This is a genomic window from Vibrio sp. 1978, assembly GCF_033344345.1.
On sequence record NZ_JAWPOP010000036.1, the window covers coordinates 1 to 14,396 of the forward strand.

The window sequence follows — 14,396 nt, forward strand, 5'->3', positions numbered from 1 at the left end:
GGGTCTATCGGATTGTTACATGTTGGTAGGATCATTCAACTGATCTGCCGATTAAAGTCTTAACTGATCGGCATTAGGGCGTTATGGTTAACCTTTATACAATATTATGCGTTAGGATTCGGTAAGCCGCCTAGCGCGTCGTATAGGTTGGGAAGGAAAGCACTGAACTCTCCACACATTAGAGAGAAGTCTGCATCAAATCGAGCTGCTTGATCTTCACGTGGAATATCATCGTTTTGATCTTTCAATTCATCAGAGAATTTTAGACGTTTGATGCCCGCATCTTCCGTCATAATGAACTCAATACGATCTTGCCAATTAAGCGCAAGTTTCGTCACGACTTTATCCGCAGCGATGTGGTTGCGGATTTCATCAGTGGTTAGCTCTTGCTTCTTACAGCGAATCACACCACCTTCTTCAAGTACGGATTTTAGCTCAGCTTCGTCCATCATGCTGATACCTTGAGGTGTGTCACCGCTTTTCACCCACTCGGTTAGCGTAGTTTCAATCGCCACTTCTGGAATAGCAGGAACAACAGGTAGACTACCCATGGTTTTACGAAGCAATGCTAATACATCTTCTGCTTTTTTATAGCTGCTTGCATCAACAAGGATAAAACCTTCTTTTGGCATGATGAGCACGTGAGTGTGGCTGCTGCGGCTGAATGCGCGCGGCAGTAAATCCATTACGATGTCATCTTTCAGGTTGTCTTTCTCTTTCTTCTTCAGAGGACGACCTTCTTGCGCTTCCATTGCTTCTACTTTTGCATTCAATGATTCTTTGATCACAGAGGCAGGTAGCATTTTCTCTTCTTTCTTGGCGCAAATCAGAATGCGGTTTTCTGACACGTGAGTCATCATATCGCCATGTCTACCCATTGCACTGACCCAGCCAAATTTCTGTTTGTCTTGACTGCCACACGGGGTGAATCGGAATTCAGACAGCTGAGTTTCTAGTTGTTCGGCGTTAAAAGTAACCTCGCGGTTAACGCGGTATACCAGACAGTTTTTAAACCACATAAATCTTCTCTAGGCTTGATGACAAGGGACTAATCATAGGGAATTTTTGTGCTGATGTCTTAATAGAAATGAAAAATATCCGAATGAACCTCAAAAGAAAGTTATATGAAAATTTGTTTTCAAAGGTCACAAAAGTGTCATAATTGGTAGTGATAATGCTTATGCATAGAGAGGCGCTTTGTCTCTTAAATTCATTAGCTCAACGAACATAAGGTTACTCAATTATGTCTAGAAGGATTCTGGTTGTTGAAGACGAAGCTCCTATTCGCGAAATGCTGTGCTTCGTACTTGAGCAGAAAGGTTACCAAGCGGTAGAAGCGGAAGATTATGATACTGCAGTAACCAAACTGGCTGAACCCTTCCCTGATTTAGTTTTACTGGATTGGATGTTACCAGGCGGTAGTGGCATTAACTTCATCAAACATATGAAGCGAGAGGAATTAACGCGCAACATTCCAGTTGTGATGCTTACCGCTCGTGGTGAAGAAGAAGATAAAGTGCGCGGTTTAGAAGTCGGTGCGGATGACTACATTACCAAGCCATTCTCTCCTAAAGAGTTGGTTGCACGCTTAAAAGCGGTGATTCGTCGCGTTACCCCGACTGCACTAGAAGATGTAATTGATGTACAGGGATTGAAGCTTGACCCTGTATCGCACCGTGTTACGGCTAATGATGCGCCATTAGACATGGGTCCAACAGAATTTAAGATGCTTCATTTTTTCATGACGCATCAAGAACGCGTATACAGCCGTGAGCAGCTATTAAACAATGTTTGGGGCACTAACGTGTATGTCGAAGACCGTACGGTCGATGTTCACATTCGCCGCCTGCGTAAAGCATTGGAAGCTGCAGGGCATGATAAGCTGATCCAAACTGTTCGTGGTGCTGGATACCGCTTCTCGACGAAAGCATAAATTAACACGCAGCTTATCGGTACCATTTCTGGAGTTATGAGTGGTTGAAAGATTAACGTGGAAAAAGCTGGCCTGGGAGCTGGCTTTTTTTTACACCCCATGGGTGATAGTAGGTTGGATATTCGGTTATATGCCGTGGTTGCTTTTGGCTGCTACGGCATTGCAGCTTGTGTGGCATTTGCATAACCAAGTACGTTTATCTTCTTGGTTATGGGATGAAAAACGCCTCACGCCACCGTCAGGTAGCGGTAACTGGGAATCTTTGTTCAATGGGTTGTATCGCTTACAACAGCGCCAACGCCGCAAACGAAAAGAACTTACTAATCTTATTCGTCGATTCCGAAATGGTGCAGAATCGCTACCCGATGCGGTAGTGGTATTCCGTGCTGAAGGAAATATTGTTTGGTGCAACAAGCTGGCTCAGCACTTACTGGGCTTCCATTGGCCAGAAGATTCAGGTCAACCTATCTCCAATCTCATTCGTACACCTGATTTTATCAAGTACCTCAACAAGAAAGACTTTTCAGAGCCATTAGAAATGCGTTCACCACTCAATGTCGAACGCATGCTAGAACTACGTATCGTACCGTATACCGAAGGTGAACATTTGATGGTGGTGCGTGATGTTAGCCAGTTAAAACAACTTGAGGGAATGCGTCGCAACTTCTTTGCCAACGTATCTCATGAACTGCGTACACCAATGACGGTGCTACAAGGTTATCTTGAGATGACAGAAGACCCTGATATGGTCGTGGGTCCAATGTGGAGCAAAGCTCATGGTGTCATGACGGAGCAGCTTAACCGCATGAACAGTTTGGTGAACCAACTACTGACACTATCTAAAATTGAAGCGGCACCTATGCATGAGCTTGAGGAAGTCGTGAATGTGCCCGCGATGCTTGAAGTGTTAGAAAAAGAGGCGGTTAGCCTTAGTGGGGAAAACCAACATAAATTGAAATTTGATGTTGATGCAAGCCTACGCGTGTTGGGCGATGATGACCAGTTACGTAGTGCTATCTCTAACCTCGTTTATAACGCCGTCAAATACACACCACCTGGTGCGAACATTAATGTTCGTTGGTTCCAGACCTCTCAAGGCGCATGCTTAGAGGTGGAAGATAGCGGTGATGGTATTGAACCTCAGCACCTACACCGACTTACCGAGCGTTTTTATCGAGTAGATAAAGCAAGATCACGTGATACTGGAGGAAGTGGTTTAGGGCTAGCCATTGTAAAACACGCGCTGAGTCACCATGACTCTCATTTAGAAATTCACAGTGAAGTAGGCGTGGGCAGTAAGTTTTCTTTCGTATTGCCTGAGCGTTTGGTGGTGAAATAATGGCGTTACGATTGGCAAAAACATTCAGTTTATTCGCGCTTGTTTGTTCCTGTATGGCTGGCGCTCAAGATAAACCATTGCCGAGTTATCATAAAACGACGGGGATTGTCGGGAACTTGCTCTCTGTTGGCTCCGATACACTTGCGGGTATGACAACGCTTTGGGTTGAAGAGTTTAAATCCATTTACCCGAATATTAATGCGCAAGTCCAAGCATCTGGCTCTTCTACTGCCCCCCCAGCATTGACCGAACAAACAGCTCAGTTTGGTCCCATGAGCCGCCCTATGCGTTTAAGAGAGGTTGAAGCGTTTGAACGTGAACATGGCTACAAGCCAACTGCGCTCAGGGTCGCCATCGATGCAATCGGTATTTTTGTTCATCAAGATAATCCAATTCAAGGGCTTAACTTTAGTCAGTTAGATGCTTTGTTTTCTGCCACGCTGCGCTGTGGTGAAAGTCAATTTGTCACAAACTGGCAGCAACTCGGTCTTGAATCACAGTGGGCAAAGCGAAACGTCCAGTTGTTTGGTCGTAACTCCGTTTCTGGAACTTACGGTTACTTCAAAAGCAATGCCTTGTGTGGCGGCGATTTCAAGACCCGAGTTAACGAGCAGCCAGGCTCCGCGTCAGTTGTGCAAGCTGTAGCGTCAACCATCAGTGGAATTGGTTATTCCGGTGTCGGTTATCGAGTGGCAGGCGTGCGCTTAGTCCCTGTAGCTAAAATGGGAAATGACTATGTGACTCCAACGCGAGAACATATTGTTAGCGGTAAGTACCCACTATCACGTTACTTATATGTTTACGTGAATAAGCATCCTGATTACCCATTAACACCAATTGAAGCTGAGTTTATTCGCTTTATCTTTTCTGCTCAGGGACAAGCGTTGGTTGAGAAAGATGGTTATGTGCCCATTACGGCAGACTTTGCAGAAGAAGAGTTAAAAAAAGTCGGCCTGTAAGCCGACTTTTTATTTAGGTATGAAGAGTACGAGATCAGAAAGTGAGTGTCCACTTCGCGCTGTCCCAACGTTCTTGTTCTTCCTGTAAATCCGCGTGAAGTAATTTATTGTTTTCTAGCCATGCTTCATCTGTGCAGGTGAGAATCCATTCGTCATTTTTGATAGATAAGGTGATATCAGGCAATGGATCTTCATTACGCTGCCCATTTAATACGATAGAAAGTCGTAATATTTTGATGAGGCTTATAACGTCACTCTGTTTATAGAGATTGAAATCTGGTAGTTCTTGCAATTTGAGCGCTTTACGCTGGAAGCGAGCTAATGTTGCGAGCACTAATTGCTGCTCACGGTTGAAGCCTTGTAGGGTGGAGTGCAACAGAATATAAAAAGAGTGGCGATGGAAACTACGCAAGTTGATACTTAATCCGACTTCATGAAGCAACGCTGCCCACTCTAGTAAGTCAAATAACTCACTCTTTTTCTTAATGCCTAGTTCAGAGCGTACCTGACATAACATCTCACGTGCATGCCCCTTCACACGAGCGGCATGCTCTAAGTCGACCCGGTGCTTGTTGGCTAAATTTTCTGTGGTGCGCATACGAATATCGGAGCGCGCAAAACGCTCTTCCATTTCGTACAACAGGCCTTCGCGTAGAGCACCATCGGAGAAAAACATTTGCTCAATGCGAAGCGCTTTGAAAATCGCGGACAAAATCGCTACGCCTGCTGCGAATACGGGTTTACGTTCTTCTGTTAGACCCGCCAGTTCAATATCTTCAATGGAATCAAATTTACACAGAGTTTCGATAAGTGTATCCAGTCGACTCGCTGTGATCAGGCCATCTTCAAAACCTAATCCTACTAGCACTTCTTGAATCGCTTTGATGGTTCCTGATGAGCCGAGAGCAATATCCCAGCCCTTTTTACGATATGTTGAAGCGATGGACTCGAGTTTTTGTTCGGCCGCTAACATCGCCTTGCTGAAGTTTTTTCCTGACAGTTTGCCGTTTTTAAAGTATTGCTCTGTAAAACTGACGCATCCCATCTGTTTACTGTTGAGAAGCTCAGGCTCAAATTCTTGTCCAATAATCATCTCGGTACTGCCGCCTCCGATATCGATGACTAGTTTGGAGTTGGATTCTACTTGAGTGTGCGCGACGCCTAAGTAAATCAGGCGGGCTTCTTCTTCTCCAGGGATAATTTCTATCGGGAAAGGCATCACTTCTTTCGCACGCTCAATGAAAAGGTGGGCATTTTTAGCGCGTCTTAGTGTGTGTGTGGCGGCGATACGTACATTTGACTCATCAAGCCCTTGCAGCCTCTCAGCGAACATGGCTAAGCATTCTAGCGCACGCTCCATTGCGGCGTGACTTAAGTTCAATTCACTGTCGAGTCCTGATGCTAAGCGAACACGTTGTTTATGACGACTAACCAGTTGTAGGTCACTGCCGACAACTTTGGCCACCACCATATGGAAACTGTTTGAGCCGAGGTCTATCGCGGCAATGTAGCGAGTATCTTGTTCAAGTATTTGAGGCATCTGAATTTTGTTTTCTAGTTTGCTTTTCTATATTTTTAAGATAGTCATAGATAGCGATTTGAGAGCGAACTTTTTTGCGATTACCTCGTGGTACGTAAGCGTTACTCATTTCTTTATCTATTAAACGAGCCTTTACTGTATCGGTAAAATGGATATTCGTTATATCAATAATTCTCTGTTTCAAACGTGGATCACGGACTGGTACTGCTACCTCGATACGGTGATCAATATTTCTTGTCATCCAGTCTGCGGAGGAGATATAAACTTGCGGATCGCCATCATTGTGGGTGATCACCACGCGAGGGTGCTCAAGAAAGCGGTCAACAATACTGATGATGCGAATATTGTCGCTGATCCCCTCAATGCCCGGTACTAATGAGCACATGCCTCGAATGATCATGTTTATTTTTACACCGGAAGTACTTGCTCCATAAAGCTTATTGACGATGCCTTTATCAACTAGGTTATTGACCTTGATCGTAAGAGCGGCTTTTTTCCCTAGCTTGGCATTCGCAATTTCATTATCGATTAAGCGGTAGATTTGGGTTCGAGAATTACGAGGAGATACCATAAGGTGATTGAACTTCACTGGTCGGTATGGATTCTCAATGTAACCGAAGACATTACGGACTTCATTAGTGATTTCTTGATCTGCCGTAAGCAGGGAGAAGTCGGTATAAATTCGTGCCGTCTTCTCATGGAAGTTGCCTGTGCCGATGTGTGCGTAGCGAATAATTTCTTCACCTTCGCGGCGGCTAATCATCAGTAGCTTTGAGTGAATCTTAAGACCAGGCGCACCAAAGATGACGTGCACACCCGCTTCGGTTAATACTTTTGACCATTCGATATTGGCTTCTTCATCAAAGCGAGCTTGCAGTTCGACGACCACAGTGACATTTTTGCCGTTGTGCACTGCATCAATTAAAGAGTTCATCAAGCGAGAATCTTTCGCGACGCGATAAATGTTAATCTTGATACTAAGTACTTTGGGATCGAAGGAGGCTTGGCGCACTAACTCACTAATGTGGTCAAAAGTGTGGTAGGGATAATAGAGCAGAATATCTTTCGCTTTAATCGCGTCAAAGCTGTTGGCATAACCTTCGAAATCGGCACATTTCATTGGCGGGAGAGGTTTATTTTCAAGATACTCTCGTCCAACATTTGGAAAGCCGATGAAGTCTTTAAAGTTGTGATAGCGTCCGCCGGGGATAAGGTTATCGTAGTTAGAGATATTAAGTTTGTTACACAGAAACTCTAACATTTGAGGCGGCATATCGCGTTCGTAGACGAAGCGAACGGGCTTTGCTGTCAGTCGCTGATTGACACCCTCTGACATTTGTTCAAGCAAGCTGTACTCAATTTCATTGCGTAAATCGTATTCAGCGTCACGCGTCATTTTCATCGCATAGCCGCTAAGCTCATCATAATCAAAAAAGCCTTTGAACAGCTCGTCCAAACAGTGGCGGATAATATTATCAAGTAAGATGATGGTTTTTCGACGCTTTCCTTTCTGTTCTGGTACCATCACAAAGCGGGGAAGGTGATCGGTCGGAATTTCGATCAGAGCGTACTGGTAATGTTCTTCTTTACGCAGTTCTACGGCGATGTAAGCGTACTCGTCTTTGAGAAATTGCAGAACATCGATCTCGTCTTTCATTAGGAGGGGAGTGATATGCGGCATTACCTCTCTACGGAAGTATTTCGCGATCCACTTTTGTTGCGATTCATCCAGTTGTTGCTCGTTGACCAAGAAAATGCGACGTCGCGCCATTTCTCGAATCAACTCGCTGTAAAGCTCATCAAATTGTTCGTTAAGCTTTAGTGCTTTCGACTGCATTTTGGTTAACAGTCGTTTAGGGCTATCACTGCCACCGCGCTCTTGGCTGATTAGGATTCTGCGCTTCACGTCCGCAAAGCGTACTTTGTAAAATTCATCTAAATTGTTGGAAAAGATCCCAAGAAAGCGAATACGTTCGATCAAAGGGACGGTTTTATCGGCAGCTTCTTGTAATACTCGTTCGTTGAAAGACAACCAACTCAGTTCTTTTTCTATATATAGTTTTTCTGCGCTCATAACCTTACCTAGCCAAAAGTGAAGTATTACGTACTCATCTTGGAAAAATGGATGAGTGAGAACATTATGAGATTTTCATTACAGATTTATTTCATACCACGCATTGCATAAGAGTTGTATTCTTTTCAGGTGTTTAATGTGATCTGTAATATAATTGTCATCTTAACGACATATTCTAGTACTAAGTCAAAAAAGGTAGAGATTTAAATGGCACAAGCCGAGTTTTCATTGCAGGAAAAAGATAAGAAACGACTGATAAAAGATCGTTTAGTTCGACTTGCAGTGACATCCGGTGGTGTCGGCGTACTCGCGGCGCTTATTTTGATCTTTGTCTACCTCGCCATGGTGATCATTCCGCTTTTTTCTGATGCGGAGATCAAAACCAACCAAGCCATTCGAGCCACTCATATTGAAACACCACTTGCGATTTCAGTGGATGATTACGCTCAGCTCGCGTTCGTTCTAACCCAAAGTGGTGAGATTCAATATTTGTCGATGGACGATCCTACGAAACCTGCGGTGTATACACAGCAAATAGTCCAGAAACCCGTCGCTTTCTCTCAATCTGCTCCTGGGCTAGGTTGGTATGGATTTGTTGATGGGCAGGGTAAAGCGAACCTTTTCAAGCCAGAATTTAATGCCACATTTAGAGAAAATACACGTCCTCCGGAAGTGATTGAGCTAGACACCAGCATGGATCTGACACTAAGTACGCCTCAAGATCCTGTGACTCAGTTTGTATTTGCAGCTTCGACGCCCTTACCAACGGTTGTTTGGCAGACGCAAAGCGGTGAAGTGAAAGCTCGCTGGCAAGTGGCTTCGTCTTTGGGTACGCCTCCTACAACGATCGATTTTACGTTCTCTTCAGGCTTTAATACGCCTCAGCAAATGTTGTTGACACCTGACGGTGAAACGCTTTATTTGCGCGATGGCTCTGAGTTGATCGTGTTAAAGAAAACCGCACGTAAATTTGCTGTGCGAGAGGTGGTCGATCTCACTCAAGGTGATAAGAAGCATTCCGTTCGTACGATAGACTTATTGGCTGGTGCTTACTCGCTTTTGGTGACGCACAACGATGGTCGGGTGTCGCAATGGTTTGATACGCTGCAAGAAGAAAAACGCACGTTAACGCATATTCGTGATTTTAAATTGGCATCAGAGCTTAAGTATTTGTTGCCGGATTCTCATCGAAAAGGATTTTATAGCTTTTACACCAACGGCACGCTGCAAAGCCATTATACAACCAGTGAAAAACTGGTGTTGTTTAAGCGTGCGTACAATCAAGCGCCCGCAATCGCAGCAATGTCTAACAATGAACGCTACTTAATCACTTGGCAAAATAATGCGTTAAATGTTGCGGAAGTGGACAATGCCTATCCGGAAATTTCATTGTCTTCATTATGGCAAGAAGTGTGGTACGAAGGGTATCCTGAGCCTGAATTTGTGTGGCAATCGACTTCGGCGAGCGATAACTTTGAGGCTAAGTTCAGCCTAGTACCTATTGCGTTTGGAACGATAAAAGCGGCGATGTTTGCGATGCTGTTTTCAGTACCGCTCGCAGTGCTAGGTGCTATTTATACGGCTTACTTTATGTCGCCACGCATGCGTCGTGTAGTAAAACCGTCGATTGAGCTAATGGAAGCACTGCCGACGGTGATCATAGGTTTCCTAGCGGGATTGTGGTTCGCGCCTATTGTCGAAGATCATTTGATTACGATCGTCGTTATGCTGTTTGTTTTGCCCTTGAGCACCATGATTATGGGCGGGCTATGGGCATTAATACCGCAACCTTTGCGGAATCGTCTGCCTAATGGTTGGCATGCTTTAGTGCTCATGCCTGTCATATTGGTACTGATTGGGCTTGGAGTGTGGATTTCGCCTACGATTGAGCAGACGTTCTTTGGTGGCGATATGCGCTTATTCTTAACCGAGCATGGTATTGGTTACGATCAACGCAATGCATTGGTGGTGGGGTTAGCGATGGGGTTTGCTGTTATCCCGACGATTTTTACCATTGCCGAAGATGCCATTTTCTCTGTACCGAAGCATTTATCGGATGGCTCTTTGGCATTAGGGGCCACGCCTTGGCAAACTTTAATCTATGTTGTCTTGCTTACTGCAAGCCCAGGTATTTTTTCTGCCATTATGATGGGCCTGGGACGCGCTGTTGGCGAAACCATGATTGTGTTAATGGCAACGGGCAATACGCCATTAATGGATTGGAATATTTTGGAAGGATTGCGCAGCCTGTCGGCGACCATCGCCGTTGAGTTGCCAGAGTCGGAAGTTGGAAGTTCGCATTATCGCCTGCTGTTCCTAGCTGCATTGATTTTATTTGTGTTTACGTTTGCAGTAAACGCGCTTGCGGAGTGGGTTCGTCAGAGACTGAGAGATAAGTACCGTGCGTTGTAATAATGGTTTGAATAAAGAGCGAGTAATAACGTGTTAAATTGGATTCGTTCTGGCGCACCGTGGATATGGCTAACAGGCGGTGCAGTCAGCATCAGTTTGTTGTCGGTATTAGGGTTGTTACTCCTTATCGGCTGGAAAGGCCTGACTTACTTTTGGCCAGCGCCTTTGTATCAGTGGAATGTTGCAGCGCTGACTCCTGTACAAGGCGAAGTGCTACATGAAAATACTATTCTGATTGGTCAAGTGTATGAGCGCAGCTTTGTACCGAAGAGTTATTTGCCTGAAAGCGCAGCACAACAGTTAGAAGACGATGAAGATTTTGCCACGCGACTCAGTATCAAAATCGCTAACCGAGAGTTGTATCCCGCCGATTTTATCTCCGTATTGCAAATGCAGTTGGATGAGCCCACGATGCCAAAAGAGTGGGCGGTGATAGAGCGCAGTAGCGGTGGTTATTTCTTTGGTAAGCTGGTGGCGTTTCAAGATGGTGATAATATATACACCAGTGATATTCAATCGGTACTAAATAAAAAGCTTGATGATGCAGAAACTCTGCGCCATGAGATTGATTCTTTGGTGGTCGATCAGCTTAAAGAGCTTGGTTGGAAGCTAGAGCAGTTGCGATTAGAAAAGCGCAAGCATGAATTGAATGACATGCTGACAGAAAGCTTCTTAAACGAAAACCAGACGAAAAAAGAGCAGATAGAAAAAGCGCTTGCGACGTTAGATTTGCAACTTGATGGTTTACGACTTCAGCTCTCTGACTATGCCTTGATTGTCGAGGATATGACGGGGTCACAAGTATCGATTCCGCTCGAAGATATTTTGGACTACTGGTATCCAAACCAAATGTCATTGCCTGATAAAGTCATGCATTGGGGAAAACAGGTTTGGAAGTTTTTATCTGAAGATCCAAGAGAGTCGAACTCTGAAGGAGGCGTGTTCCCTGCGATATTTGGTACGGTTTTCTTAGTACTTATCATGTCGATCATTGTGATGCCACTTGGGGTGATCGCTGCTATCTATCTGCATGAATACGCTAAGAATAACGCTCTAACCAGGGTTATTCGTATTGCGGTTATAAACCTAGCGGGTGTTCCATCGATTGTTTATGGCGTATTTGGTTTAGGCTTCTTTGTTTATACGATTGGTGCCTCTATCGACAACGTATTCTATGCGGAAAAGTTACCGGCACCAACCTTTGGTACGCCGGGTTTGTTATGGTCTGCACTAACTCTTGCCGTGCTGACGCTTCCAGTTGTGATTGTGACGACAGAAGAAGGTTTAACTCGTATTCCGAGTTCAGTACGACATGGCTCTCTGGCACTTGGTGCAACTCAGTTCGAAACGCTATGGCGCGTGGTTTTGCCTATGGCAACGCCAGCTATTATCACAGGTTTGATCCTTGCGATTGCGCGTGCAGCTGGCGAAGTAGCGCCACTGATGCTGGTGGGGGTCGTGAAATTGGCATCCAGTTTACCGGTTGACGGACAATTCCCTTATGTGCATTTGGATAGAAAGTTCATGCATTTAGGTTTTCACATTTACGATGTTGGCTTTCAAACCTCCAACATCGAAGCGGCGCGACCATTAGTTTATGCCACCTCTTTCCTACTCGTGACAGTGATTGTCGGGCTAAACTTAACAGCAATCAGTATTCGCAATAATTTACGAGAAAAATACAGAACGTTAGGACAAGATTAAGTATGTTTAATTTTGATAGTACATTAGGTTATGAGCCACCATTGGACGTTCATAATTTAACGGATGAACAAACAGCCATCTCAATCGAGAACCTTAATCTGTTCTATGGTCAAACTCAGGCGCTGCATGATATTTCGATGCGAATTCCCAAAGGGCGAGTCACTGCTTTTATCGGTCCTTCAGGGTGTGGAAAGTCGACGTTATTACGTTGCATCAATCGCATGAACGACTTAGTGGAAGGGTGTCGAGTCACAGGCAAAGTGCGTCTCCATGGCAAGAATGTTTATCATCCTAATGTCGATGTTGCGACACTTCGACGCCGAGTGGGGATGGTGTTTCAAAGACCCAATCCATTTCCTAAGTCTATTTATGAAAATGTAGTTTATGGCTTACGCTTACAAGGTGTAAAAAACAGCCGCAGTTTAGATGACGCAGTGGAGCGATCCTTGCGCTCGGCGGCGTTGTGGGATGAGGTAAAAGACCGCTTGCATGAGAACGCATTTGGCTTATCTGGTGGTCAGCAACAGCGCTTGGTCATTGCGCGCGCGGTGGCGATTGAGCCGGAAGTCCTGTTATTGGACGAGCCAACATCAGCGTTGGATCCAATCTCAACTTTAACTATTGAAGAGCTTATCAATGAGCTGAAGACTCAATATACTGTCGTTATCGTTACCCATAACATGCAACAAGCGGCGAGAGTGAGCGATCATACTGCATTCATTCATATGGGTAAGTTAATTGAATACTCTGACGCGGACTCGATCTTCACTTCGCCAATGAAGAAACAGACCGAAGATTACATTACGGGTCGCTACGGTTAAGTCGCGACTCTATACGGAATAAGGAACATCATGCACTTTGGACGTCATATTTCAGGACAATTTAACGTAGAGCTAGAATCGATTCGTACTCATGTATTAACCATGGGTGGCTTGGTAGAACAGCAGCTTTCGTATGCTATTCAAGCCTTGCATAAAGAAGACATCGAACTGGCGCGTAAGGTTGTGCGTGACGATCATAAAGTGAATGCGATGGAAGTCTCGATCGATGACGCCTGCACACGCATTATTGCTAAGCGTCAGCCAACGGCAAAAGACTTGCGCTTAATCATGGCTATCATCAAAACGATCACTGATTTAGAACGTATCGGTGACGTGGCGACACGCATTGCTTACGTTGCCATCGAAAGCCCATCATCAAAAGAACGACAATTCCAAGTGTCGTTAGAGCCTCTCTGCCGTCAGGCAATTAATATGCTGCATCAGGTTTTAGATGCGTTTGCCCGCATGGATGTAGAAGCGGCAGCAGAGGTGCACAAACAAGATGACAAACTAGACGCCGAGTATGAAGCGGTGATTCGTCAGTTGATGACATACATGATGGAAGATCCAAAAAATATCCCTAATATTCTGCAAGTGATGTGGTCGGCACGCGCGATTGAACGCGTGGGGGACCGCTGCCAGAACATCTGTGAATACATTATTTACTTTGTGAAAGGGAAAGATGTACGCCACCTAGGTGATCAAAGTATTGATGACGTACTGAAGTAACTGACTTCAGCAAATAGACCAGCTTTTAGGCTGGCCTATTTATTAGAGAGAAGGAAAGCACGTTAATATTTATCAGGAACGAAGGTCTGATCATCAATGGGCGCTCTGACGTAACCTTCTTTATTGAGTTCAGGTAATTCGATGGGTGAGTACTCAAGTGCTTTGTAGTCAATCTGGCTTAGTAAATGACTGATACAGTTCAAGCGCGCTTTCTTTTTGTCATCAGAAGGGACGACCCACCAAGGGCAGTTTTTCGTGTCTGTATAGGCAAACATCTTATCTTTTGCTTCCGAATACTCCGCCCAGCGATGACGTGACTCTAAATCCATTGGGCTGAATTTCCAACGTTTGATCGGCGTATCAATTCGACCTAGAAAACGTTTTTCCTGCTCTTCGTCTGAAACCGAAAACCAATACTTAATCAGAATAATCCCAGATCGTTGCAACATTCTCTCGAATTCAGGGCAAGAGCGTAAAAACTCCTCGTATTCGTCTGGAGTACAGAACCCCATGACTTTTTCGACACCTGCTCGGTTATACCAACTTCGGTCAAATAAAACGATTTCACCAGCAGATGGTAAATGAGCGACGTAACGTTGGAAGTACCATTGCGTTTTTTCTTTTTCTGTCGGTGCAGGCAGAGCCACTACGCGACAAACACGCGGGTTTAGCTTTTCTGTAATTCGCTTTATCACTCCGCCTTTGCCCGCAGCATCACGTCCTTCAAACAGAACCACCACTTTTAACCCTTTGTGTTTGACCCACTCTTGAAGTTTTACGAGCTCAACTTGAAGGTTTTTGAGCTCCTTTTCGTATTCCTTTTTCTTCAATTTAGACATACACCTTTCCTCACTCCTTGATAAACAATATGTTAGCACTCAAAAG

The 14,396-nt window shown here is 44.7% G+C and carries 10 protein-coding genes and 2 pseudogenes; 8 read left to right on the forward strand and 4 right to left on the reverse strand.

Annotated features, from left to right (window positions below; all coding sequences use genetic code 11):
• Positions 1-104: 104 nt before the first annotated feature.
• The gene (gene rdgC, locus R8N49_RS22650) at positions 105-1,019 is read right to left on the reverse strand and encodes a recombination-associated protein RdgC (protein WP_005381753.1); all 915 of its coding nucleotides are present in this window, start codon (positions 1,017-1,019) and stop codon (positions 105-107) included.
• 224 nt (positions 1,020-1,243) lie between these two features.
• On the opposite strand from rdgC, the gene phoB reads away from it, so the two are divergent.
• The 3 genes from phoB to R8N49_RS22665 are packed head-to-tail and all read left to right on the forward strand — an operon-like array spanning position 1,244 to position 4,231.
• Positions 1,244-1,933 carry a phosphate regulon transcriptional regulator PhoB gene (gene phoB / locus R8N49_RS22655; RefSeq protein WP_005381752.1) on the forward strand — a complete coding sequence of 230 codons (690 nt, stop codon included), beginning with the start codon at positions 1,244-1,246 and terminating at the stop codon, positions 1,931-1,933.
• 40 nt (positions 1,934-1,973) lie between these two features.
• Positions 1,974-3,272, forward strand: coding sequence for a phosphate regulon sensor histidine kinase PhoR (gene phoR, locus R8N49_RS22660; RefSeq protein ID WP_182016549.1), 1,299 nt, complete (start codon positions 1,974-1,976; stop codon positions 3,270-3,272).
• Complete coding sequence (locus R8N49_RS22665; RefSeq protein WP_017821959.1) at positions 3,272-4,231, forward strand: PstS family phosphate ABC transporter substrate-binding protein; 960 nt, start codon at positions 3,272-3,274, stop codon at positions 4,229-4,231. Before phoR ends, R8N49_RS22665 begins: the two co-directional genes overlap by 1 nt.
• 34 nt (positions 4,232-4,265) lie before the next feature.
• On the opposite strand, the gene ppx is transcribed toward R8N49_RS22665, so the two are convergent.
• Both ppx and ppk1 read right to left on the reverse strand, forming a co-directional pair.
• The gene (ppx, locus tag R8N49_RS22670; RefSeq protein WP_033905789.1) at positions 4,266-5,771 is read right to left on the reverse strand and encodes an exopolyphosphatase; all 1,506 of its coding nucleotides are present in this window, start codon (positions 5,769-5,771) and stop codon (positions 4,266-4,268) included.
• Positions 5,755-7,845, reverse strand: coding sequence for a polyphosphate kinase 1 (gene ppk1, locus R8N49_RS22675; RefSeq protein ID WP_005381748.1), 2,091 nt, complete (start codon positions 7,843-7,845; stop codon positions 5,755-5,757). Before ppk1 ends, ppx begins: the two co-directional genes overlap by 17 nt.
• A gap of 207 nt (positions 7,846-8,052) precedes the next feature.
• On the opposite strand from ppk1, the gene R8N49_RS22680 reads away from it, so the two are divergent.
• The 5 genes and pseudogenes from R8N49_RS22680 to phoU all read left to right on the forward strand — a co-directional run bounded on the left by R8N49_RS22680 (position 8,053) and on the right by phoU (position 13,511).
• Positions 8,053-10,257, forward strand: a complete 2,205-nt coding sequence (locus R8N49_RS22680; RefSeq protein WP_258489370.1) for an ABC transporter permease subunit — start codon at positions 8,053-8,055, stop codon at positions 10,255-10,257.
• Between the two features lie 30 nt (positions 10,258-10,287).
• Positions 10,288-10,519: pseudogene (locus tag R8N49_RS31050) on the forward strand (phosphate ABC transporter, permease protein PstA); the annotation flags it as partial.
• Between the two features lie 65 nt (positions 10,520-10,584).
• Positions 10,585-11,961: pseudogene (gene pstA, locus R8N49_RS22685) on the forward strand (phosphate ABC transporter permease PstA); the annotation flags it as partial.
• A 2-nt stretch (positions 11,962-11,963) separates the two neighbouring features.
• Positions 11,964-12,782: a phosphate ABC transporter ATP-binding protein PstB gene (pstB, locus tag R8N49_RS22690; protein WP_005381745.1), complete on the forward strand. Its 819-nt coding sequence runs from the start codon at positions 11,964-11,966 to the stop codon at positions 12,780-12,782.
• Positions 12,783-12,812: 30 nt separating this feature from the next.
• Positions 12,813-13,511 carry a phosphate signaling complex protein PhoU gene (gene phoU / locus R8N49_RS22695; protein ID WP_005381744.1) on the forward strand — a complete coding sequence of 233 codons (699 nt, stop codon included), beginning with the start codon at positions 12,813-12,815 and terminating at the stop codon, positions 13,509-13,511.
• Positions 13,512-13,573: 62 nt separating this feature from the next.
• Here the strand turns inward: phoU and ppk2 are convergent, their stop codons facing one another.
• Positions 13,574-14,350 (reverse strand): polyphosphate kinase 2, encoded by a 777-nt coding sequence (gene ppk2, locus R8N49_RS22700; protein WP_132937064.1) that lies wholly within the window; start codon positions 14,348-14,350, stop codon positions 13,574-13,576.
• Between the last annotated feature and the right edge of the window lie 46 nt (positions 14,351-14,396).